Source organism: Providencia sp. PROV236 (assembly GCF_033676985.1).
GTDB classification, from domain to species: domain Bacteria; phylum Pseudomonadota; class Gammaproteobacteria; order Enterobacterales; family Enterobacteriaceae; genus Providencia; species Providencia manganoxydans.
The window spans coordinates 859,885-882,268 of sequence record NZ_CP096297.1 but is presented as its reverse complement, the minus strand read 5'-3'; the positions used below and the strand labels follow the sequence as shown (position 1 = coordinate 882,268).

Below are 22,384 nucleotides of genomic sequence, written 5' to 3'. Positions count from 1 at the left end.
CGAATTAAGCTACCTAAAAGCCTATACATAAATAGGTAACTCGTATAATAAACAGGGAGGCTCTATCTTAGTCAAAAGTACTACAACTTGGAGTATGACAAACATCACTATCAAAGCTGGAGAGCTGATGTGTTTCTTATGGCACAAAAAATACCATGTTATTAAATTAGTTTTATTATCATATCGTTAACTGATACTAATCATCGCTTTTAAATAGCATAGTCACCGATTAGACTATCTATACTCTAAATAATTCGAGGTGCAGCTAGGCGACAAGTGAACCAATCGCTAGGCGCATAGAAAACTATGTGACTGGCGTGAGTGAACGTAGTCAACAACGCTGCAACTTGAAGTATGACGAGTATACTTGTGACTCACACTTTCGAGGTTTTATTGTGCTGTTTGAGATTTTCAGAAATATCGTTCATTACGGCTTCCACTTTTTAGTGCCTATTTTATTTGGCTATCTGTTTTGGCGAAAAAATTGGAAACTGGCAGCACTGTTGATGATCTCAACCATGGCGATCGATTTAGATCATTTATTGGCAGATCCGATTTTTGATCCCAATCGCTGCGGCATTGGTTTTCATCCGTTACATACTGGTTGGGCAGCTATCGCTTATGTGGTGATATTTTTGCTGCCATCATGGAAGTTAAAAGCAATTGCAGTGGGGTGTTTGTTTCACCTTTTTACTGATTCATTGGATTGTTATATGGGAACATACATATAAATGAATAATGAATATTCATTATTCTCAGCCAGCAGCCATCGAAATGAATGAAATGTTTAGCATTAACATTTAAAAGCACCTTTCAAATTAGATTAAAAATATCAAAACTTTAAGGTGCAATTAAAATAGCCAGTACTTATGATTTTTTGCTAAATTCTCATTATCGATAATTTTTAGTAAGCGAACCCTGACATTCTACGATATAAATAGATAATTTATTCAATATATACAGATAAGTCCACTGCAGCGCTATATATACCAGGCGAAAGCCAGCGAGCATAATCTATACATAAGTTCCAAGTTAAACCTAAATTAAATCCATTGTTACTACCTTCAGTGGGTTCTATAGCAACATCATCGTATGTTATTTTTTCACCTGTGAACATAATATTACCTTCACCTTTACAAAACAGCTCAGGATCTACTGGTTCATCTTCTTCATATATAAAACCTTCAATAAATAGGTTGGCATCAAGATTACTACCACTACCACTATCAATTGTTGGCATTAATTGGTTTTTAGCATATACAACACCTTTATTTACCCGAGCAGAAACTTCAACATTGAACCAAGGCTCTTCGGGTTTATCGCAAGTTCCATTGATAGTCATATTTTCTGAAGCAAATATCCCATCATCAGATAAAGTTGATACATGATATTTTAATGACCTATTTCCATTAATACTGATATTACAAGCTGGCTCAGTTATGACTTCAAAAGCAATAGATTTAGCAGGTATAGATATATTACCTAATGGGTTACTCGACCTAGAAATAAAATATAATGTATCGACTCTAATACCACTTTTTAAACCAAGATAATATAAACCAGGCTGGATTAAATCAGTTGATAAAAATTCAATATCAACTCCTACTACTGACCAGGTAAGCGTTCTAGCCTCCGAATCCCTAAAAAAATTGTCATATGGAGGTGAGGTAGGATAATGGTAAAGATAAAGGCAATATGGATTACCCTCCGTCGGTGTTAAACTAGAATATGATTCTTCACGTCCATTGATATAAGTAAAATTACTGTGTGAGATTCGTTCAATTGTTTCATACCAAGTTGCGTCTACAACATAATTCAAACTTGCATGACCCACAACTTCATTATCTTCATTATATAGATAAAAATAATAACGATCGTCTTTGATATAAAACTCATCATTACTAATACAGCTTAATCTATTTGTTGATATGGCGGAGAAAGGTAATGACTCATCATATTTAGCGGTATTCATTTTTCGTGATCCCGAACGCTCATCTGATACATAAACTTGAGAGAAATCAGTATCAGGTGGCAATGTAACTGGATATATTTCCGCATAGGCAATAGGAAAGTAAACTAAAAACAATCCAAGCAGAAAGCTTATTTTAATATTTTTCATCATTAACTCTCTAGTCATTTTAAACCCAATACAATTACTGACAATTTAATGCCATTCTCTTGATTGGATTGTCATCAGTAATTTTAATATTTTGCAAATTAGAAAAAACCACATAACATGAAGAAGATACACTGCTTCCCCATTGAATATGTAAGCGCCCTGAATTAGGTAATCCACTCATATAAAGCAAACTATTATCGCCAACAATACCGGTGTTTTCTTCAGGAAAACTGTCATTATCACTATCCGTTTCATTTCTTACTAATGTAGCTACTGCACCAAATGGAATAACATTATCTTTGTAAGTTAAGCTCATAATCGCTTGCATACCAACACGTGTAGGAAATTTAGCTTTAACTACAGCGCCTTTTGTTGGATAAACATTTTTAGACGTTTTTGGTAGAGTCACATCATTAGGTAATGAATTAACATTTAGGCCTATCATATTTTTTGAGTAAGCATTCGCATTTGATGAAATGGCATAACCGAACATATCTATTTTTCCGCTGCCGTTACTCAGCAATGTTCCATCAGCATCTGGCGCTTCAACTAAAATAATCGAGTTACCTAGAGTTCGAGAAAGTGTCACTCCACCTGAATGAATAACTGCACCACCATTGATACTTGCATTAGTTGATGATGAATTGGTCGAATGACTATACCCTCCAGAAATATTACCTTTAGTTGTATTATAATTAACATTAATTGAACTATTAGTATCTTGATCATGATTCCCTAAGCTATGGGATAGAGAATAAGATAAATTATTATCTAATATAGAACCATGTAATCCTAATTGCTGACTATATCTACCTTGACTATCTTTTGAGATATAATAGCTACTACTCATATTTCTGATATTTTCTTCATTTGTAAACAAACTGAAAGGAACATTAATATTAAGTGATACTTGATGATTTTTAGGCCAATCATTACTGTTATTAGATTTACGGTAGTCAATACTGTAATTAATGTTATAGTTAATCCCTTTAAAACTATTATTATACCCCGTTGAAAGCTGAGTGGTTTCTGTATTCGAATCCCAGTAATCTGTTTTACTACCACTTAAGTACATTGACCCATAAATACCAAAGGATTGAGATATTGCCGTTCTAAAACTAGAACGCTGCCTTAATCCTAGCCAAGGAGCTACCCCCTCCCGTAATTCATAATTATTATTGTTAAAATCAGAAAAACTAAAAAAGTGACGTGTCGAATAACGTAGCGCAGTTAAATCAACATTTGTTCCTGTTGAAGTTAAGCTCTTTGAATATTTGATCCTAAATGACTGCCCTTCTTTTTTGTCACCTGATAAAAAAGAAGCAGACGCATGCGTCATATCGATAGAAAGTGCACCGAAATAACCCAGAGAGATCCCTGTTCCTATAACGCCTGAAAAATAATCTTTAGAAAAAAGAGAGCCGCCATACAATGTAGTATCATATGGTAACCCATAAATTAGGCTTCCTAAAATAAACTTAGCTCGCTTAGATGCGCGTGTTAAATTACCGTTATATTCACCCGCAGTCACTTCATACTTCATTCCCCCAGCTCTTAACATCACAGGCAATGATGAATAAGGATAAGTGAAGGTTCTTTCTGAGCCATCTTCTTCTCGAATATTAACTTGTAAGTCACCTGAAGACCCTGTTGGATATAAATCCCTAATACTAAAAGGCCCCGGAGCAACATACGTTTGATAGACTAAATTACCATTTTGCTTAATGGTTATTTGAGCATTTGACTGTGCAATGCCATTAATCTCAGGCGAAAACCCTCGCAAACTTGAAGGAAGCATTTGTTCATTTGAAAAAAATTTAATACCTTTAAATGGAATACTATCGAAAATATTATTTCCTGTTGAGTTCTCACCAATCACCACTTCACTACGAAGTGCATTAATTGCTCGGGTGATATACGTATTAGAGAAACGTGAATTTTTGTTTGTATAATTTTGCCTACCCGTTGAATTAGAGTAATAATAACGATAATTGCTTCTAAGACGCCAAGGCCCTAAATTAGCTCCACCATTTAAACTAAAAAAAACATTATCTCTATTCGTTTTATCACCGTAATATGAATCACTTCGGCTACGGCTGCCATTAAGATTATAAGAAAATAAAATTGCCGGAATACCATTTTCTAACATACTTTCAGGAACATAACCATTAGCTCGATTATTCATATATATTTGGGGGATACTAATATTCACTCGTAGCTTGGATAGTTCAGCACTAACTGATGAATCAGGTATTAATCGGCTTAAATCTGTAATGCTTTCCACATCGGTTATTTTTTGTAATGCTTCTGTTGCAGAAAAATTAACACCCATTTCTTGAAGCGTAGGTTTTGTAAACTCTGGGCTAACCTCATCATTATCTTTTTTTATAAAACTGATATCAAAGTTACCAATATTTTTTTTATTAACAAAAATAGTAACATTGTATTTGCCTTCAGGGATCGCATTACTCTTTTCAAATCTAGTCAAATCGATAGAGTTAGGGTCAATGCCTGACTTCAATGATAATAAATTTGGATCAAAAAAATCATCAGCATAAGAATAACTAGCAATACAATAAGAGATAACACTCAAGAAAAAAAATCTATTTTTTTTCTTGTAGGAATTGTGTAATTTCATAGTTACATCTCATCTTTTTATAATTTTATGGTTTCTTTCGGCAAACTTTGCATACGTTCATTGCGCAATCGCCATATCACTTTACTATTACGATAGTTACCCTGAGGTAATTGATAATTTTGAACCCCAAAAGGAGGAACCATTTCAATCGGTTTTTTATTACCAAACTTAAAATCCCCTACGGATAATTCGCTAAAAATCAAATAAATAGGTGAATCATTTTTGACCTGAAGAACATTATCCACCACACTGAAACTTAATTTATCTTTAACTGATTTAACGTTAACACTTTTAATTAACTCAGGACGATAATAGAATTTGTAGTATATAACTGTTGTAAATGTTAAATTACTCTCTGTATTCTTGAATTTAATTGTATTTTTTGAACCTCTGGGTGGAATAGCTTTCAATACAATAAAGAATACCGACTCCCTATCTTGAGGTAATAAATTTAAGTTACCTGAACTTTTAATTTGCCATGAATACTCCGCTTGGCTTTCTAACCGATAAAGCGGAGGAGTTATTATAAAAGGAATATCATCATCATTAGCTTTTTTATTCTCCCGCATGGCCTCATTCGGTATTGAAATACTCGCTTGAATTAAATATGGATAATTTTCTAAGTTTTTTAATGAAAAAGATATTCCCCGACTACCATGTTCAAAAACCAATCTTTTATGGACAAAGCTCAATCCATCAATATGCTTATTTCCGTAAGCGCTAGCTATCAGAAACCATAACGAAACAAAAATAAGAAAAAAATTCTTTTTCATTGATTTCCTCCACACTCATGAATATAAGCATTAGTTTTCCCACCGAAATCATTCATCAATCGCCAAGATAAATTTTCTATTTTCTCTTGTCCTTTTAAAGTTTCACTAGAATAAGGCGGGATCATCGTATTTTTAAATTTTTCATTTTTACTTTTAAAGTCAACAACGGTTAAATAATAAGGTGTTGGATTAGTCATTTTTATTTCTTTGTTAGCACAAGATATAATTAATTTATTATAAGAATCACTTACAAGCATTTCTAAATTTTTAGGGCGATAATATAATTTTATAATTAAGTTAGTAACTATAGTCAAACTACCTTTTTTTTCATTCTTCTTTGGCGGAATAGCTCTAGCACTAAAATAAAATACACTTTCTCTGTCTGTTGGTAGACGGTTTAGCGATACAGGGAAAATACGCATCATAAATGTTGAATTGCCTTCAACACGAAAAACATTTGGGGTCGCTAAAAAATTATCTGTAATTTCGTTTTTATCATTATAAATTTCATTTTGTACTAAAAATGGAGAATCTACATTATTTTTAAATATCACTGACGATGACGTTTCTCCTTCCTCAAAAATAATTCTTGTTTTATTTAAACTAAGCCCTGCTGCATGGGAAATAAAAGACAATATCGTTAATATAAAAAAAATAAAGATTCTCATATTATTACACCTAGTCAGAATAATAGCTAAAAGTAACAAAAGCTGAAAAATCACCTGTGAACTCTTCACAGCTATTGCCGAGATCACTACAAGCTAATACCGCAGTAAATGTTTTATAGTCACCTTCTTTTTGGATGTTATTAAAAATAACATCACCGACAGAATAAGTTGTTGTTTCACTGTCATCCTTAATGGCAACCCCAAAACTTGCTAATTTATCAGTATTAAAAACTTTTCCTTGAGAATCATTGACTAAACTTCCGCCTGATATTTGGACTTTAGATGTTGCTAAATCATCAAAAGTACAATTATCCAAAGAAACATTAAATTTAGCTTTTTTACTTTGTTCCTTTATCTCACTAAAGCTGACACTACCAAAATCAATCCTATTTGTTGACTGTTCTAATCCTGTCACCAAGACATCACATAATTCTTGTTCAACATAAATAGTGAATAAAAACCGAGCTGTTTGATCATCAGGTTTAGCCGAAAAAGAGCACAAGAACAGCGCTAAGATTAAAGGTGTTGTAATCTGCTTATGGCTGAATAAATGAAATTTCAATCGCTGCATTAATATCACCTGTTGTAATTGGTTTATCTTCTATCTTAACCGCCGTGACTTTAAAAAAATTTTCACCCGAAGTTGCTTCAATCGTTGAACTAGAACCATTGAAGTTAATTTCTGTACATGAATTATTACTGCTTGCTCCACAATTTAATAATAAGAAACCGACATTAATTGACTGATCTTCAAAAAGCGTATTTTTATTGATTTTTGTATTACCTAATGTCGCTATTCCTAAAAAAACAGGAGGCTCGTCAGTTGATGACACTACATCACAGCTGTATTTAATTGAAAAAGATTTGTTATAAATGCTTTCCACCCCAGGAGCTAACTCGCTAAGAACACTAATATTAAATGACTCATCAAAAACAATATTTTGTTCACTGCTAGCATCAAACTCACAGGTCGTATTTTCAACCTTTCCACTAAAATAAAGTGTTGTTCTTGGCTCAGAATAGGATACTCCATTAACTGTTAGCATAAAAAAAATGGTAGTAAATCCCTTTTTAATTAATTGTCGATGATTACGCATCATACCCTCCTAAGTCATTAATAACTTTCCATTTAACTATTTCACCTTTTGCTGATCCAGACTCAAAACGAATGCTTGAAAATGGTGCTATCATGTTATTTTTTTTATCTGTGCTAATAACAATAGGCTTGTTATTCACCGATACACTATAAAAACTGATGTAATAAGGTGAGTTATTAACTGCTTCAACTTGGTTATCAATATTTTTAAATATTAGCGATGACTGCGCTTCTTTAGCAGTTTGTTTTAAATCAGTAGGCCGATAAAATAATTTAATAATATTATCAAAACCGATAATTACCCCTTCACTGTTTTTATCTCTCGCAGGGATCATGCGAGCTTTAAAATAAAAAACCGATTCTCTATCTTTCGGTAGTTGATTATTGACCAACATAATACGTACATCTTGCCGACTCATTTTTTCTATACGAAATAAAGGAGGAGTGATCTCAAAAGCGTCAGGATATTGTTCGCTCGCAATGGTAATTTGCGTCAGATAATTGACTTTTTCATCATTATTTCTGAGTGTCACAGACACACTTTTTTCCCCTTGTGGATAAATAATACGTGTAGCATCAATACCAACGCCCGCAGAATAAGCGAAATTATTTAGCTACAAGAAATTGGCAACAATAATAAATAACCAAATTTTTAATGACAGTGTATTTTTCATCGTTTTTTATTAAGGTGATTACAAAACTGTAATCACCTTACTTTAATTAGTTATACGCTACGCTAAAGATAACCGGTACATTCAGGATATCGGTATCATTAGCACCGTTCAGTGCAAACAGGTCTGCCTGCATTGGTAATACATTCACGGCATTACCATCTACATCCGTCACAGCACCTTGATCATCCTCACTCATAACCAGTTTTTGACTTACGCTGATTAATTGATTCGGTTTAATTTCAGTAGCAGTGCCTGAAGCAGAGTTAGTTTTAATACCCACAGCTAATGTTTTTGCATCTGTATTAGCAAAAAGATTTGGATTAAAGATACTTGCTTGACCATCTGCATACAGGCTTAAAGCACCAGAGGTGGTTTCTGCGCCAGCACAGTTAGTCAGTACTAAGTTAAAATCTTTATTCGCAATAGCAGTTGTTGGACCTTGCGTTACACTTTCAGTGGTGAAAACCCCAAAATCAACAATAGAGCCAGAGCTTGTTGCAATATCACAAGTTCCTTTTTGTAATTGTGCTTTAAATGTCACTGTTGTTGTTGTTGCCGCCATTGCAGAACTTGCAACGCCAGCCGCTAACATTAATGCAGCGATAGATGCTAATTTAATTTTCATATTGAACCTCTTTTATAATGATATAAACGTGTGGTATTCAACAGAATTCTTTCGAATTCTATTTATTAAAAAAACATTACTTACCTAGTCATTAATTATTAAACTAATGGCTATATTTCCTAAAGTGAACGATATAAATATTTATATACACTCATTATGCTTCAAGTTGAAACGTTGTTGGTGTCACTCACTTGTGCTAATCACAAAATTATTTATGCCTTTATTGATTAATTCACTTATCCCCTAGCTACCCTAAATTTATTTATTTTTTAATTGTAATCAATATAAACAACACCAGACCTTGAATATGAATTAGGGATCAGAGTACCGACATCCGTCACCACCGCCCATAATGGCGTACTTCCAGTTCTATTTTCACTTAAATCCCAGTTCAATTTGGTATTTGAGTCATAGTCATCAAACATCATACGTATAGTTAACCCACCCATTTTTATTTCTGAGGGTGATGCTCTTAAATTTACCGATGTATCTGCATTGCAAATACCGCTAAGGTGTGCAGAAGCGCTCGCATTTACAGCTGATTTTTGATCTACAGTTCCTAAATTTAATGTATCGTCGTCAAACCAAAATTCACAAACAGTATCTTCCTCCTCAACAGGTGGAAATATGATATTAATCTCCTCTCCTCCACTTGCTCCGCCCCATGAAGCATGACCATCACTACAACCTAATGTGGTATCTCCATAACACTTATGGAATCGAACTCCCCATACATATGGAACAGGTACACCTGTTGAATATCCCTGTACAGTTATTCCGCCAGGTAAGGTGTACATTTGAGTAGGGCCATCAACAACAAGGATCCATGTAGGTTCATAAATTGAGCCAGATACCGAAAACTCGGAAAAATTACCCACCTGACCAACATAAGAGATGTATGTAGAATTTGCATACCAAGCATAACTTGGTTTACAGTCAACGCCCGGTTCCCGACAACCATTATTTTGTGGCATAGTTCCATTGAAGGATAAACCACCTTGAGCTTCCTGAGTTTTCCCTATCGATAAACCAACACGACACCCCGAATAACAAATATAATTAGGGTCCGGCAACCATGTGTCATAGAGACTAATTACTAGTTTTCCACTAAATGAACCATATAGGCCAACCCATTGAGCAAAATATTTCTGCCCATCAGCAAATACTGCTAATGAATCACCTTCAATAAGCTCTGTAGAGCCCGTATCTAACTCAAAACACATAAGGCCTTGATTGCAAGATGCAGCAGTCCCGAGAGAGCGCGAACCCTCATTATCCCAAAACCCAAAAGAAACCGATGGAATAACCAAAAAAGTAAAAATATAAAAACGCAACGTAAAACAAAATATGATTACTTTACGCCTATAGCTTATATTTCGCATACCAATTCCTAAAATTAAACATATCCACTTATAATGTTAATGACTAAGCAATAACTGTGTTTATTAGTACAAACTAGAAATTAATTTTTATTTTTTCATCATGTTGCAAAATTTATTATGGCGATTTTTTCGCTCTAAAAACTAAAAAAGATTTATTTAGTTAATCACTCATAACTCAACGTATAGGTCATCACTGCGGTAAAATTACCAGAGACTAATTTTTTATTTGCCAGTGCTTCACGCTCACCTTGTACATAAGCCTTTAAACGAATAGTCATATCGCCATCTCTCAGTGGCACTGCATAGTCAGTCGAACCATCAATCGGGATCGGACGACCGTCTAAATATTCCAAACCAATTCCTGCCCCTTTAGCTTCACTATTTGGGGTAAACATCAGTAAGCCCTCACTGTTCACGGGACCGGAAAACGAGGCTTTTACAATACTACCTAATGAGGTATCACAATCTTTTAATTCAAATGTAATTAGAAAGCCCGATGTGCGAGTAAAGCGATATAGTGATTTCGTCGGCGTCACACCCAAATCATAATAGGGATTTTCAGTTCCCGGCTCGATGGTACACGGCAACGCAATCAATGTACCTTTGTAGTGAATGTCGACTGTGGAATCCGCCCTTGCTGACCATGACGAAAACAGCAAACTCGACAATAATAAGGTGCTACTCCAGCTAAAGACTTTTTTCATCATCATCTCATCCACCTTACGGATAGCGTATTTCGACTGTGCCTGTGGCACGAAAATCACCTTCCAGTAAATCCACCGCCGGATCTCTGACAGGAACCGCTGACAATGGAATGACAGCAGAGCCACCACTCGACATCACAATCGGGATATTGGCATCATCCGGCGCAACGACTTGTCCTTGATAATACAAACGGATTGCAAGGCCATTACGATTAGTCAGCACAGCATTATTATCGAATGATTTGGCCTCCATCCCTGTATAACCCAGATAAAGTCGTACATCGTTACCGAGATCATCGCCACAAGTGACTCTCAATGAGAAATTCTGCATGTAATTAATGCCATCAATTTTGGTAATCCCCACTTCATCAAAATCCACCATAATGGGATCATTATCCCCCGTGATATCACAGGGAGGATTGCCAATGAGATTACCGGTAAAATTGACGCGTGTTGATGCATTCGTAAACGGTGCATTGAAGCTAAGCAGCAATATTGCTATCGCACACCAAGCCGCTGACTGTTTGAATCGCTGAAGTTTCATTAGTTATACTCCACCGTCAGTAATGCGGAAGCGTCAAACTCACCATCATCCAACCCGACATTCGCATTTTTCACCGGAACAACCGTTAATGTAGGCTCATTGCCATAGGAAAACGGGATCTCATCATTAAATGAAAAAGGGTGACCATTTTGCTTCACCAGTAGACCTAAACCAGTTCTGTCAGTTCTTAGCAATCGATAGCCGCCCGCCGTAAAATCTGCCCCTGTGTTATCTTCAAAAAATAAATTCAACGACGTTCCATTGACGGCATCATCACAATGTAAGCTGTACGGTATCGGCCGCTCATACGCCACACCATCAATGTTTTTAATGATCATGTCCCCAAAATCTACTTCAATGATTTCATTATCATTTACATCACATGTTTTCAGTTCGATCCGCACTTTTACGGTAAAATCCAATTGTTCTGATCCAGCAAAACTACTTATAGGCAACCATAACGTACCCAGTATCAGTAATGCGCTACAACCAAGCCTTGTCATTGCGCCCCCTTACTCATACAACATTTCAAAAGAAATCAGCGCAGAATACGCGCCCGGCTGCATCAATTGTGCTGTACGCACTGGCGTTACCGTGTAAGTCAGTGTAGATTGCCCCGACGGCAACAAAACGGGATTGCTATCAAGATTGATCGGCAATGTCTGCCCTGCTGTATTATTCAACACCAACCCCAATCCCTGCACACCATTGACCTTGATGTAGTTCGACATAAAAGGTACCGTTGGGGCAATAAAACGAATTTTGATTACAGGTTGGGTGCTACTCCACGCGACTTGTCCCGTACGCACATTTTCAACAGTACTCATGACTTCAAGGCAATCTTGCAGCTCTAAATGAAATTGCGTGGGCCGTCCTCTGTCGCCAACCGCTTTTAACTCCGCCGTTTCAGTATTACCTAATTCAACCGCTTGATACGCCGAGGTCATCGCTAAACGGCACGGACTTTCGGTCAGTGAACCCGACACATACAGCGCACCGTTGGCACCATCGACCTGCCAGTTATCCACGGGACGATACAAACGCGTATTGTTATCCTCGGCCTGACTGCCCCATGAACAGACAAGTACGCTGCCAAACAACACAGAGGTGACAGCATGATGGAGTAATTTGTGTGTCATCGGTTATTCCTTATCGTCATGATGCAGACAAAGCAAATGTAATCGGCTACGGCGTTGCTGGCTTATCGTTCGGTACCACATGGCATTGACTACCTTGGCACTGGAAGGTCAAATTTGGGCGTCCACCGTAGTCATTGATGTAAGTCACGACCGGACGCTGCCCTAATGCATTGGCACTCACCCCTAACGCACTTTCACCAAACGGGGGCAGCATAATGGGTTTAAATTCTTTTTTCTCTTTGCTGTCCAAGGCCTTAAGGCTTTCTGCGGCATTAATTACCGTCACGTAATACGGCGTAGGGTTTTTGACCATTACCGTAGCGCCTTGTTTTTGCAGGATCAGCTGCTCTTGCCATGGTGTGCCCATTTTTGCCGGTACAATCGCTTTCGGGCGATAGAACATTTTTACCCGTGTTTGCAAAGCAATTTGCAAGGTATTTGGCTTATCACTTTTTGGTGGTATTTCACGCAAGTTAAAGTAAAACAAGCTCTCGCGATCTTGTGGCAAGGTGCTAATCGCTGGCAGGGCTTCGATTTTCACTTGGCTAGATTTACCCGGCTCCACCCGCTGCACCGGAGGTAAGACCACCAAGGGTGACGTAATTTTGTTGCCTTCTGCATCGTCAATCCACGCCTGTGCCAAATACGGCAACTGTTTGTTGTTATTTGAAATATTCAGTGACATCGATTTTTGGTCACCGTTGAAAATCACTCGGGTACGGTCAAGACCAATCGCCGCGTGTGCCATGCTGCTTAAACACATCACGCCCATCACACCCGCTATCAAAGCGTATTTTTTATTCAGTTTCATGCTGTTATAACCTTTTTAATGTCATCTCGGAGACACCATTGCGTCGCCACAAATTCGATTGAAACCATGCTCGTGTATTATCGCTGCGCTAACTGCTTTGCGGTCAGTGGGGTACACTGCAACAACAGTGAGGGATTGTTGATATCGATACTTTCCGGAAAAGCCACTTGGCACCCGTCATCGTCGCCCCACTGAATGGTCATCAGAGAATTTGGCTCAATACCGCTGATATATGCACTGCCGCTGTCCCCCACGATGCCGGTGCTTTGCCCCTTCGCATTGAGGATTTGTGCCCCAAACGGCGGATAACTGCCATCCGGTAAACGCAATACCGTCATCGCTTTTTGTCCTGCCACCACCGCGAACTCACGGTAGCCCACGGCGCCTTCGGTTAACGTCACTTGCACCACCGATTGCTGGGCATCGACATCATCCGGCAGCGCATTTAAGTCAATTTGTGCTTTACTGCGGTAGTAACTGCTCATGTCACCCACCACCGCTTTACCAAATACGTTTGTCGTCACCGGTGCCCCAAATCCTTTGACGGGTACATTGGCAATGCCATCAGTGTCCACCAGTAGGCGAGTTCCACCAGGGACACTCATGCGGTGTACTCCACCGCCTTCTGCCGTCAGGGTTATCCCACCGGTTGCCGATAACCCAAACGCGGTATATTGATTATTGGCGTAACTTGCATTCGCCGAGACACGCGCCGTATCGCCTTGGTGAGTCAGATACGCTGTCCCACTCGCCCCTTTACGGTTTGAGCCAACCCCCAATTGGTAATTGGTGCGCTCATTAATACGGTCATGGTAGGTCACCCGATTGACCGTATCGTAACGGCTGCTGTTTAACGAGTACCCCATATTGGCGCCATTACTCAGCGGGAACGAGGTGGATAAATACACGCTGTCATCCGTCACCCCGTTATACATACTGCGGTTTGCCGACAGGTTGACGCTGACATTCTTAATCGCTCCCACATCAAAATATTTGGATAACGTCAGGCTGTAATAGTTGTTTTCTGGCCTATCCCAATAGGTCTGATGGTTGTAATTCAAATACACGGACATACCGATATCACGGAAGTTTTTGCTCAGTGAAATGGTGTACAGCTCTTTGCTGCCCCCATAACGAATACCGGTTTTCGCGGCCTGCAAGAAATCCGACATACTCATAAAGTCACGCTCGGAGAAGCGATAACCCGCAAATTGAATTTGGCTGTCAATGGCATCAAAACGTTTTGCGTAGCTGACACGATAAGAGCCGCCATTAATGGTATTTTCACCCGCCAAACGAGCGAACGATTGGGTGACATCGAATGACAATGCCCCGAACGCCAGTAAGTCACGACCGATACCCGCAGAAATCGCTTGGTAGTTTTTGCTGCCAATCAAACCGCTGAACAGTGACCACCCGTTATTCACCCCCCACGACAACTCACCCGTAATAAAATTGTCACCTTCTTTATCGCGGTTCACATTATTTGGCTGCCCCATCGCCAACTTATATTGGATTTGCCCTGGGCGAGTTAAGTAAGGCAGGTTGGCGGTATCAAGTTGATACTCTTGCACCGTGCCATCTTGCTCTTCAATCTTGACATCTAACGTCCCGCTGATCGCATCGCTCAAGTTTTGAATACGAAACGGGCCCGGCGCCACTTGTTCGGTATAAATCACCCGCCCTTGTTGGCTGATCGTGACTGTCGCATTCGACTGCGCGATCCCCGTCACTTCCGGTGCATAGCCGCGTAAATTAGGCGGTAACATATTCAAATCCGAGCGCAAACTGGCGCCAATAAAACGGAACGAATCAAACATATTTGAGTTCAGGTAATCTTCACCCAAAATCAGTTTGGCCCCGAGCGCCGGCAATGCGCGGTAGGCGTAAAAACGGTTCCATTGCAGATCACGATTGACCGCTTGGGTCGAGCCCGTGGCGTGATTGAGACGCCCCTGCCAATCGGCACGAAAACGCCATGCGCCTAGGTTCACACCAGCCACCCCGTTGCCGTTTAACGTGTAGGTATTATGGCCTTTATTGTGTGGTCGGTAGGTATTACCGTTAATATTGTAATCCAACAAAATCGCCGCAATCCCCTCATCCCAACGTGATGGTGGATCCCAGTTAGGCGCTGTGTATTCCATATAAGCTTGTGGAATACTCACGTATAAGGAGGACGTCGAGAGATCCCCACGCACCTGCATCCCCGGCAAGCTTTCTAAGTTTAAACATTGGTCATCATGCCACCATGTCAGCTTTTTCAAGCTGTCGGCGGTCAGTCCCAATTGCGCAGTAATCTCGGGTGACAAACACGGCACGCTGCCTTGAGGGTCGTTGTCAGGCACATAAAAAGGAATTTTGACTTCCGGCAAGGCATCATCATTGACTTTTAACGCCAAGCTGTAGGTTCCCGGCATCACGTAGCCCGCACGGGAAAAGTGGTCAAGGTTGATATTTTTTTTGTCTTCCACATCCAATACATCAGTATTGAATTGGATAGCCTCTGTCGACACCGATGCAAAGGCTTCGCCGTGACCACCCAAGGCAAACGCAATGGACAGCGACAGCAGTGCAAGGCGAAAAGGAGTGGCCTTTGGTAAAGACATAAAAAATATCCCTCGTGAACAATCACAATAAAAAGAAGTGCCAATAAAATCGCTGCCAGCGGTTTAGTAATAATCGACTTTAAAGCGGATCAAACTTTGATAAGGCCCAGCTCTCAATGGCCGAGAATCCGAGACCAAGCGTAATTGATAAGCCAGCCGCATACTCGGTGGCACAATATCGTGCTCTGGGGACGCTTCACCCGGTATCACTTGACGCAACTGTGCGTCTTGCATCAATAACCCCACACCCCGCGCCTCACCAAACACTTGAAATAACCCATTATCTGCCGGCGCATCAAAAGTCATGCGCAGTGCGCGCCACGTTTGCGTTGGGTCACTGTGTTTGACTAAATTGCAGTTCACCAACTGAATTTCAAAATCTTGTTTGGGACCTTGGCCTTCTTGGCGGATCGTGCCAATCGGCAACACCCCCATATCAATGATCTGATCACGGGATTCCATGGCAATTGTGCAGGCTGCATCGGTGATTTCACCGTTCATGGTCACCGTACCTGCACCTTGCCCAGCTGCGTGCGCCAAAGGTGAGGTAAAACTCGTCGCGAGGAGTAACGCACTCCATCCGAATACTGCTTGACGCCCCATGGTTTTACCCTCCTTTGAATGACACGCTAGTGTTCTAATTACTCGTAGCTCATGGTGAAGTTAGCCAGTGCAGTGAATTCACCTGGAACGATAGTTTTGCCATCACCTTTCAAATAAGCAGAGAACAGCAGCGAGTTGTCACCATTTTGAATCTTTAGGTCGGTTCCCGCAGAGCCATCTAATTTCACAGGTACGCCACCTAAACCGGCAATTTGAACACCTGCGCCAGATGCTTGACCTTGAATAGCCAGTGAATCCGCCAAGTTAGGGTTCACACCGCCCGTAAAGGTAACGGTTGCCGTATTGTCTTTTAGAGTAGTTGTATCGCAGTCAACCAGCTCGATAGTGAATGGCACTGGACGAGAAGTACCACCATCCTCTAACTGTGCAGATGCTACTTGACCTAGGTTAACCGTTTGGTCAGTTGACTCCGGTGCAATACCACAAGCAGCTTCGATGATAGAGCCATAGAAAGTCACCGTACCTTGACCTGCGCTGACTGGAGCAGCCATAGCCGATGCACTCATTGCACCAGAAATCAAAGTTGCTAAAATAATCTTTTTCATATTTGCCTCTGCAATAGAAATAATATTGTTTAAAGTTAAAAAAGAATGCATTTAAAAACATTCAGGTGTGTCAAAGCCTAATTATTTAGATATAAATAACTTAGAAATAATTTAGATTAAGAATAAAAATTTGGTTTTGTTGAATAGTTGCTAAATAACTATCATCCCCACAAATTACTTTTATTATATCGACCAAATGTTTCCAGCTGTTTTTTCAATTCTTCTGATTGGTCAATTGAAGAAAATACATTATGGTATTGTACGCAGACTTTTTTTTCTGTTTCGAATACTCTCATAAAGACCTGATTAAAAAAATCCGTAAGTGGAACATCAAGTGCATTTAAGATAATAATTAAAGTATCTATAGTTAAATTACAAACTCCGCACTCATAGCGGGATATTTGTTGCTGCGAAACATTGACTAAACGAGCAAGCTCTTTTCCTGTCATTGAGCGCTCTTTACGTAGCTTATGTATTTCCTTTCCGATAGCTTCGGTAAAAACAGTCCTTGAATTGTTAAATTTATTTTCCGATATTTGCACTGCATTTACTCTCACTATTATTCTCCATACATTAAATTAATAGTTTCTACTTAGTAACATTAATATATTGAATAGGAATTTATAAAATAAAAACCAACAAAAAATAGAATCCCATCTCATTCAAACCATTGAATGAAAACTCTATTTTCAAATATTTCCGTAACTTTTAGGTATAAAGGGTATGAATAATTTTTTTATTTTTCTCACTCGGCTAATGCATATTAATTTACTTGAGGACAGAAACAAAATCAAACTTTGGCCTCCCTATTTAGTAGTAACTTGGACACGCAATTACGCCTATACAGAGTAAATCAAATATCTTTAAAACTAGCCACCTTGCTGCATTCAGAGTGAGTCACTTTAAGAGTATCTATAGAAAACAGTGATTTCCACTAATACTATTCACATAAGGAAGGAAATAAAGATAAAAAAACCAAATTTAATTAAAAGTCACAATAATTCATAAAAAAATAAATAAATTAATATATTCAGTATTTCTTACGTTAATGATAGGATTAAGTAATCCCTTATTTTTCAACACGATATAACAAATACAAGCAAGGACAGGAAAAAATACAATATACAAAACTGATGAAACATTGCACTAATATCAATATTAATTTCTCATTATAGAGAGAATATATGAAAAACCAGTTATTATTCATATTAAATAAAAAAGTAGTTTTATCAATCCATGCAATATTTAACTCAAATTAGAGAGCACTTTCATATATATGATTTTAAATAATATCAAAATAACATAATCATTTTTCGATTCGTCAATTATTGACACATTAAAAATACTACGCCCCTCCCACATACTAGTACATATTTTAACTTTATTTATTGATGATAAATCACTAGGTATATTTTATTAATAAAACACGAAGTATATTGCATGAATAAAAAAACTAATTAAAAACAGATACATTAATACTTAGCTAATGAGCTAGTGCAGCAAAAGTATCAATATTAGTCGAAATAAACACAAAAAAACGCCAGAAATTAACAATATTCATAATGTTAAGAAACATTAAAGAAACAGTATTCATACATATTTCCTGTGCTATTTCTCTAAAGGAATAGATAAAGCTACTAAGGAATAGAAATAACATAAGGGGTAACTAAGATAATAATTTAGCTTTAGTTATGCCATTTGATAAAGAAAATGATTTTAATTTACTGAAAATAAAAAATCCCGAGTCAAAGACTCGGGATCTAAGTTAATAGCCTCTCCCCTGTTTTAGTATCGGTTTATTCTCCTAATCTATAAAACCCCTTTCAGGATCGACCTCACTGGCTTTAGTGTTTTTGCTGGCGTTGTTTTCAGCATCTTTTTCACGTTTTTATCTTACGTTCATGATCACTGCATGAGCTAGCTTAATACATTAACTGAGCGCAAAACTCCCTCTCACGAGGCAATCTTGCACATATTCATCTTCACTGGGTTATTGACATTGCGTATTCCCTGTACGGTGGTTAATTGCGCCATTCGCAATGAGTAATTTTTGCATGTCAATATGGCCTCGCTCACATGCATAACTCAATGCACTTTGATTAAAGGACCCCACACGATTATCTTTTGCCGTCGTCACAGCATTCAAATCAACCTGTTGGCTAATAAAATATTTAACAATATCAATGCGGTTATTACTTGCTGCAATCATAACTAATGTCTCACCATCATCTTCATATGATGAGTCCTGAATATCAAATTTCCCTTCTAATGCTTGTTGGAGCTTTTTCACTACATTTACATTCTTACCTAACGTAGCTGATTTAAGGGCATTATAGACATCTCCGTTATCCGTTGCCCAAAGGTTAGCTTTTTGCGCTATCAGGTAATCCACCATGTCCTCATAACCGATAAAAGCCGCCCAGCCCAATGCTGTTTGCCCTAAGCTTGCATTGTCTTTAGCCTCAATATTTTGCCCTTTTTCAACATACATTTTAACCGTCTCTAAATCCCCTTGTTTAACGGCATCAAACCATTTTGCATCAGGCCCTTCTGAAGGTGCCTCATAAAAAATACGATGAGGTAACTTATTTTTATTCGCAATATCGACCATTTCCGCATAGTCCAATCGAAATTGTTGATAACCATCTGGATTATTTTGATTCAATACTTTTGCGTTGCTAGCCGATGAAAAAAATACCCATAAGAATGCCAATCCAAGCATTTTAATACGCATCATGTGCTCCTAATAGTTTCTAACCACTTAACCTAAATTATCCAGCGAGTTTACCCAACATCCCTACAAGGAGATAGTCAGAAAGTGTGAAGTTTCATGCATAAACTGATTGGCACTTTTATGTATAACCAAAACTAAATATTGCTCAGATATACAAGTGATCACTAAGAAGATTAGAAACATGATTTATGTGCGATATATCAATGTTTGCAGAAAAATTAAATCAAAGATGGGTTATCTAGCAAAAATGATAAAGATAAACGAGCTCACACTTATTTAATAAATTGAATTAAACATTATATGTGATACTCAAAACATACATGTTTTTATGGAAGGGCGGTGATATAACCACTCACATGTGATCAACAAACTAAGAAGAACCTCTGACACCATCTAGTCATAGCAAAGCCAATCAATAATCATACGCTGATATAGCCTAAAAAACAAAAACGCCATGCTAATTAATAGCATGGCGTTATAATTTGGCGGAACGGACGGGACTCGAACCCGCGACCCCCTGCGTGACAGGCAGGTATTCTAACCAACTGAACTACCGCTCCGAATGTTCCTTCAGGGAACGGGGAGCATATTACGAACACTTCCAAAGACAGTCAATACTTTTTCTTGAAAAATCGTGCAGTTGAACAGTTTTTAGCCTTAAAAAACCTTTATATTAATGAAACGTCTCTTCTTCATCAGGTGTTTGACGCCACAGACAAGGCTTTCCACCTTTTTTATCAACAATATCTAGCCTTTTTTCATGCTCGATAAGTTCTTCATCTGAGGCATACAATACTTTAAGACCTGTCATAGGACGCTCAATGCGCTGGACTTCTTCCACATAGTTTTCAGTTGAAGTATCTGCATCCATTGAGAAAGCAAGTGATGTCTGCCCACCTGTCATCGCTAAATAGACATCGGAAAGTATCTCCGCATCCAATAACGCGCCATGAAGAGTTCGCTTAGTGTTATCAATCAAGTAACGATCACATAAAGCATCCAAGTTATTCCGTTTTCCGGGGAATAGCTGGCGCGCCATGACTAAGCTATCTGTAATTTGACAAAACTCAGTCGTTGGTGGTATCCCTTTATTCAATTTGCGGAATTCATAATCCATAAAACCAATATCAAACGGCGCATTGTGGATAATAAGCTCTGCGCCACGAATAAATTCGAGAAACTCATCCGCAATATCGGCAAATACAGGTTTATCCTGCAAAAATTCATCACTAATACCATGAACTTCAAATGCTTCAGGATCAACTAAACGGTCAGGTTTAATATAAACATGGAAATTACGCCCCGTTAATCTACGGTTAATCACCTCAACGGCACCAATTTCAATAATACAATGGCCTTCGTAATGAACGCCTAGCTTGTTCATACCTGTCGTTTCAGTATCAAGGACAATTTGTCTTGTTATCGCCGTGCTCATCATGAATTTTTGTGTCAAACTAAGGATTAATGAATAAGGTAGAGTGTAACAGAAATGACAAAGCAGGTAGAAATTTTCACTGATGGTTCTTGTTTGGGTAATCCAGGTCCCGGTGGTTACGGTGTTCTCCTTCGTTACCAACAACATGAAAAAACACTCAGTGAAGGTTTTTTTATGACAACCAATAATCGAATGGAGCTGCTCGCAGCAATTGTTGCGCTCGAATCGCTAAAACGCCCATGTGATATTATTTTAACCACCGATAGCCAATACGTTCGCCAAGGAATTACGCAATGGATCCATAACTGGAAACGTCGCCAATGGCGTAAAGCAGATAAATCGCCAGTGGTTAATGTAGATCTATGGAAACGTCTTGATGAAGCGATTACTCGACACACCATTGATTGGCGCTGGGTCAAAGGGCATGCAGGGCACCCTGAAAATGAAAAATGTGACGAGCTTGCAAGGCAAGCTGCTGAATCACCAACACAAGAAGATACAGGCTATCAACCAGCTCAAGACTAGCCAATATCTCTTATCGATTCTTTGAACGACTAGATATGCGCTTTGCGGCCCCAATAGCTGTCCCAATCTTAACTTTTGGTTGTTTAAATTTAAGTAGAGTCGGTGTTAATGGGTAAGTTCGTTTTCTGGCAACAATAACATTTAATGCGCCAACCCCACCGATGTGCTTATTCAACCAATTTTCAGGATCATGCCAAGGGAATACTTGGCAATTACGGTGATAGAGCACTTCGTAGTTTAGTACACTAAGCCAGTCAAATACCCGTAATGTTGGGAAGAAACGACTACAATAAGGCTGTTGCTTACGAAGAAAAGGGAGCGCTTTCCCTATACCTAGTAAACTAAATGGATTAAAACCTGAAATAATTAACCAACCGTCATCAACCAACACCCTATCAACCTCACGCAACACCCAGTGTGGGTCATGGCTATATGCCAACATATGAGAGATCAAACAAGCATCGATAGATTTATTAGCAAATGGTAATGCCAAAGGCTCTGCTAAGACATGAAATCGCGGATCATCATTCCCCACGCTAAATTGATGGGCTATCATACATTCTTCAGTGTCGATCTCGGTACTTAAATGTCCTAATTTAAGCAAATGAAAACCAAACATTTTTGGCCACCAAGGACGAAGCTGGTATTGTAGTGCTTGGCGATATTGTCGCCCGAAAGGAATATCAGACCAAGATACTGGCATCTGGAATTTTTTTTCAATACGCGCTGGCTTCATCAA

At 38.6% G+C, this 22,384-nt stretch carries 23 protein-coding genes and 1 tRNA gene; 2 read left to right on the top strand and 22 right to left on the bottom strand.

Annotated features, from left to right (window positions below; translation table 11 throughout):
• Window positions 1-395 precede the first annotated feature (395 nt).
• Window positions 396-731, top strand: a complete 336-nt coding sequence (locus M1E96_RS03770) for a DUF6122 family protein (protein ID WP_337979952.1) — start codon at window positions 396-398, stop codon at window positions 729-731.
• Between the two features lie 215 nt (window positions 732-946).
• On the opposite strand, the gene M1E96_RS03765 is transcribed toward M1E96_RS03770, so the two are convergent.
• The 21 genes from M1E96_RS03765 to dnaQ form a co-directional block, all read right to left on the bottom strand.
• The gene (locus tag M1E96_RS03765) at window positions 947-2,137 is read right to left on the bottom strand and encodes a hypothetical protein (RefSeq protein ID WP_272580359.1); all 1,191 of its coding nucleotides are present in this window, start codon (window positions 2,135-2,137) and stop codon (window positions 947-949) included.
• Window positions 2,138-2,153: 16 nt separating this feature from the next.
• Window positions 2,154-4,757: a fimbria/pilus outer membrane usher protein gene (locus tag M1E96_RS03760; protein ID WP_272580360.1), complete on the bottom strand. Its 2,604-nt coding sequence runs from the start codon at window positions 4,755-4,757 to the stop codon at window positions 2,154-2,156.
• Window positions 4,758-4,774: 17 nt separating this feature from the next.
• The gene (locus tag M1E96_RS03755) at window positions 4,775-5,530 is read right to left on the bottom strand and encodes a molecular chaperone (RefSeq protein WP_272580361.1); all 756 of its coding nucleotides are present in this window, start codon (window positions 5,528-5,530) and stop codon (window positions 4,775-4,777) included.
• Window positions 5,527-6,198, bottom strand: a complete 672-nt coding sequence (locus tag M1E96_RS03750; RefSeq protein WP_272580362.1) for a molecular chaperone — start codon at window positions 6,196-6,198, stop codon at window positions 5,527-5,529. The genes M1E96_RS03755 and M1E96_RS03750 overlap by 4 nt, the downstream gene beginning before the upstream one ends.
• Before the next feature lie 10 nt (window positions 6,199-6,208).
• Window positions 6,209-6,769, bottom strand: a complete 561-nt coding sequence (locus tag M1E96_RS03745; protein ID WP_272580363.1) for a fimbrial protein — start codon at window positions 6,767-6,769, stop codon at window positions 6,209-6,211.
• Window positions 6,735-7,298 (bottom strand): fimbrial protein, encoded by a 564-nt coding sequence (locus M1E96_RS03740; protein WP_369427375.1) that lies wholly within the window; start codon window positions 7,296-7,298, stop codon window positions 6,735-6,737. The genes M1E96_RS03745 and M1E96_RS03740 overlap by 35 nt, the downstream gene beginning before the upstream one ends.
• On the bottom strand, window positions 7,288-7,875 hold the full coding sequence (locus M1E96_RS03735; protein WP_369427514.1) for a molecular chaperone: 588 nt from the start codon (window positions 7,873-7,875) through the stop codon (window positions 7,288-7,290). The genes M1E96_RS03740 and M1E96_RS03735 overlap by 11 nt, the downstream gene beginning before the upstream one ends.
• 139 nt (window positions 7,876-8,014) lie before the next feature.
• Window positions 8,015-8,593 (bottom strand): fimbrial protein, encoded by a 579-nt coding sequence (locus M1E96_RS03730; RefSeq protein WP_319066920.1) that lies wholly within the window; start codon window positions 8,591-8,593, stop codon window positions 8,015-8,017.
• Window positions 8,594-8,862: 269 nt separating this feature from the next.
• Window positions 8,863-9,975 (bottom strand): hypothetical protein, encoded by a 1,113-nt coding sequence (locus tag M1E96_RS03725; RefSeq protein WP_272580371.1) that lies wholly within the window; start codon window positions 9,973-9,975, stop codon window positions 8,863-8,865.
• A gap of 164 nt (window positions 9,976-10,139) precedes the next feature.
• Window positions 10,140-10,730: a fimbrial protein gene (locus M1E96_RS03720; RefSeq protein WP_272580372.1), complete on the bottom strand. Its 591-nt coding sequence runs from the start codon at window positions 10,728-10,730 to the stop codon at window positions 10,140-10,142.
• Window positions 10,696-11,223, bottom strand: coding sequence for a fimbrial protein (locus M1E96_RS03715; RefSeq protein ID WP_369427374.1), 528 nt, complete (start codon window positions 11,221-11,223; stop codon window positions 10,696-10,698). Before M1E96_RS03715 ends, M1E96_RS03720 begins: the two co-directional genes overlap by 35 nt.
• The gene (locus tag M1E96_RS03710) at window positions 11,223-11,726 is read right to left on the bottom strand and encodes a fimbrial protein (protein ID WP_272580374.1); all 504 of its coding nucleotides are present in this window, start codon (window positions 11,724-11,726) and stop codon (window positions 11,223-11,225) included. Before M1E96_RS03710 ends, M1E96_RS03715 begins: the two co-directional genes overlap by 1 nt.
• A gap of 9 nt (window positions 11,727-11,735) precedes the next feature.
• Complete coding sequence (locus M1E96_RS03705; RefSeq protein ID WP_272580375.1) at window positions 11,736-12,209, bottom strand: fimbrial protein; 474 nt, start codon at window positions 12,207-12,209, stop codon at window positions 11,736-11,738.
• A 199-nt stretch (window positions 12,210-12,408) separates the two neighbouring features.
• Window positions 12,409-13,173 (bottom strand): fimbria/pilus periplasmic chaperone, encoded by a 765-nt coding sequence (locus tag M1E96_RS03700; RefSeq protein WP_272580376.1) that lies wholly within the window; start codon window positions 13,171-13,173, stop codon window positions 12,409-12,411.
• Window positions 13,174-13,250: 77 nt separating this feature from the next.
• Window positions 13,251-15,782: an outer membrane usher protein gene (locus M1E96_RS03695; protein WP_272580377.1), complete on the bottom strand. Its 2,532-nt coding sequence runs from the start codon at window positions 15,780-15,782 to the stop codon at window positions 13,251-13,253.
• A gap of 63 nt (window positions 15,783-15,845) precedes the next feature.
• Window positions 15,846-16,385, bottom strand: coding sequence for a fimbrial protein (locus M1E96_RS03690; RefSeq protein WP_081335911.1), 540 nt, complete (start codon window positions 16,383-16,385; stop codon window positions 15,846-15,848).
• A gap of 38 nt (window positions 16,386-16,423) precedes the next feature.
• Window positions 16,424-16,951: a fimbrial protein gene (locus tag M1E96_RS03685; protein WP_070927049.1), complete on the bottom strand. Its 528-nt coding sequence runs from the start codon at window positions 16,949-16,951 to the stop codon at window positions 16,424-16,426.
• Window positions 16,952-17,112: 161 nt separating this feature from the next.
• Window positions 17,113-17,508 (bottom strand): helix-turn-helix domain-containing protein, encoded by a 396-nt coding sequence (locus M1E96_RS03680; RefSeq protein WP_140181933.1) that lies wholly within the window; start codon window positions 17,506-17,508, stop codon window positions 17,113-17,115.
• A gap of 1,433 nt (window positions 17,509-18,941) precedes the next feature.
• The gene (locus M1E96_RS03675; RefSeq protein ID WP_070926731.1) at window positions 18,942-19,688 is read right to left on the bottom strand and encodes an ankyrin repeat domain-containing protein; all 747 of its coding nucleotides are present in this window, start codon (window positions 19,686-19,688) and stop codon (window positions 18,942-18,944) included.
• A gap of 480 nt (window positions 19,689-20,168) precedes the next feature.
• Window positions 20,169-20,245 (bottom strand) — tRNA-Asp (locus tag M1E96_RS03670).
• A 113-nt stretch (window positions 20,246-20,358) separates the two neighbouring features.
• Window positions 20,359-21,120, bottom strand: coding sequence for a DNA polymerase III subunit epsilon (dnaQ, locus tag M1E96_RS03665; protein WP_319067083.1), 762 nt, complete (start codon window positions 21,118-21,120; stop codon window positions 20,359-20,361).
• A gap of 54 nt (window positions 21,121-21,174) precedes the next feature.
• On the opposite strand from dnaQ, the gene rnhA reads away from it, so the two are divergent.
• Entirely contained in the window at window positions 21,175-21,645 is a 471-nt protein-coding gene (gene rnhA / locus M1E96_RS03660) for a ribonuclease HI (RefSeq protein WP_070926733.1), read from the top strand.
• 10 nt (window positions 21,646-21,655) lie between these two features.
• Here the strand turns inward: rnhA and M1E96_RS03655 are convergent, their stop codons facing one another.
• Entirely contained in the window at window positions 21,656-22,381 is a 726-nt protein-coding gene (locus M1E96_RS03655) for a methyltransferase domain-containing protein (protein ID WP_272580378.1), read from the bottom strand.
• Window positions 22,382-22,384 lie beyond the last annotated feature (3 nt).

What these genes read in the sequence shown, in the direction of transcription:
- M1E96_RS03765 (WP_272580359.1), bottom strand. Translation starts at nt 2,137, where the DNA reads ATGACTAGAGAGTTAATGATGAAAAATATTAAAATAAGCTTTCTGCTT.
- M1E96_RS03760 (WP_272580360.1), bottom strand. Translation starts at nt 4,757, where the DNA reads ATGAAATTACACAATTCCTACAAGAAAAAAAATAGATTTTTTTTCTTG.
- M1E96_RS03755 (WP_272580361.1), bottom strand. Translation starts at nt 5,530, where the DNA reads ATGAAAAAGAATTTTTTTCTTATTTTTGTTTCGTTATGGTTTCTGATA.
- M1E96_RS03750 (WP_272580362.1), bottom strand. Translation starts at nt 6,198, where the DNA reads ATGAGAATCTTTATTTTTTTTATATTAACGATATTGTCTTTTATTTCC.
- M1E96_RS03745 (WP_272580363.1), bottom strand. Translation starts at nt 6,769, where the DNA reads ATGCAGCGATTGAAATTTCATTTATTCAGCCATAAGCAGATTACAACA.
- M1E96_RS03740 (WP_369427375.1), bottom strand. Translation starts at nt 7,298, where the DNA reads ATGATGCGTAATCATCGACAATTAATTAAAAAGGGATTTACTACCATT.
- M1E96_RS03730 (WP_319066920.1), bottom strand. Translation starts at nt 8,593, where the DNA reads ATGAAAATTAAATTAGCATCTATCGCTGCATTAATGTTAGCGGCTGGC.
- M1E96_RS03725 (WP_272580371.1), bottom strand. Translation starts at nt 9,975, where the DNA reads ATGCGAAATATAAGCTATAGGCGTAAAGTAATCATATTTTGTTTTACG.
- M1E96_RS03715 (WP_369427374.1), bottom strand. Translation starts at nt 11,223, where the DNA reads ATGAAACTTCAGCGATTCAAACAGTCAGCGGCTTGGTGTGCGATAGCA.
- M1E96_RS03710 (WP_272580374.1), bottom strand. Translation starts at nt 11,726, where the DNA reads ATGACAAGGCTTGGTTGTAGCGCATTACTGATACTGGGTACGTTATGG.
- M1E96_RS03700 (WP_272580376.1), bottom strand. Translation starts at nt 13,173, where the DNA reads ATGAAACTGAATAAAAAATACGCTTTGATAGCGGGTGTGATGGGCGTG.
- M1E96_RS03695 (WP_272580377.1), bottom strand. Translation starts at nt 15,782, where the DNA reads ATGTCTTTACCAAAGGCCACTCCTTTTCGCCTTGCACTGCTGTCGCTG.
- M1E96_RS03690 (WP_081335911.1), bottom strand. Translation starts at nt 16,385, where the DNA reads ATGGGGCGTCAAGCAGTATTCGGATGGAGTGCGTTACTCCTCGCGACG.
- M1E96_RS03685 (WP_070927049.1), bottom strand. Translation starts at nt 16,951, where the DNA reads ATGAAAAAGATTATTTTAGCAACTTTGATTTCTGGTGCAATGAGTGCA.
- M1E96_RS03675 (WP_070926731.1), bottom strand. Translation starts at nt 19,688, where the DNA reads ATGATGCGTATTAAAATGCTTGGATTGGCATTCTTATGGGTATTTTTT.
- dnaQ (WP_319067083.1), bottom strand. Translation starts at nt 21,120, where the DNA reads ATGAGCACGGCGATAACAAGACAAATTGTCCTTGATACTGAAACGACA.
- rnhA (WP_070926733.1), top strand. Translation starts at nt 21,175, where the DNA reads ATGACAAAGCAGGTAGAAATTTTCACTGATGGTTCTTGTTTGGGTAAT.
- M1E96_RS03655 (WP_272580378.1), bottom strand. Translation starts at nt 22,381, where the DNA reads ATGAAGCCAGCGCGTATTGAAAAAAAATTCCAGATGCCAGTATCTTGG.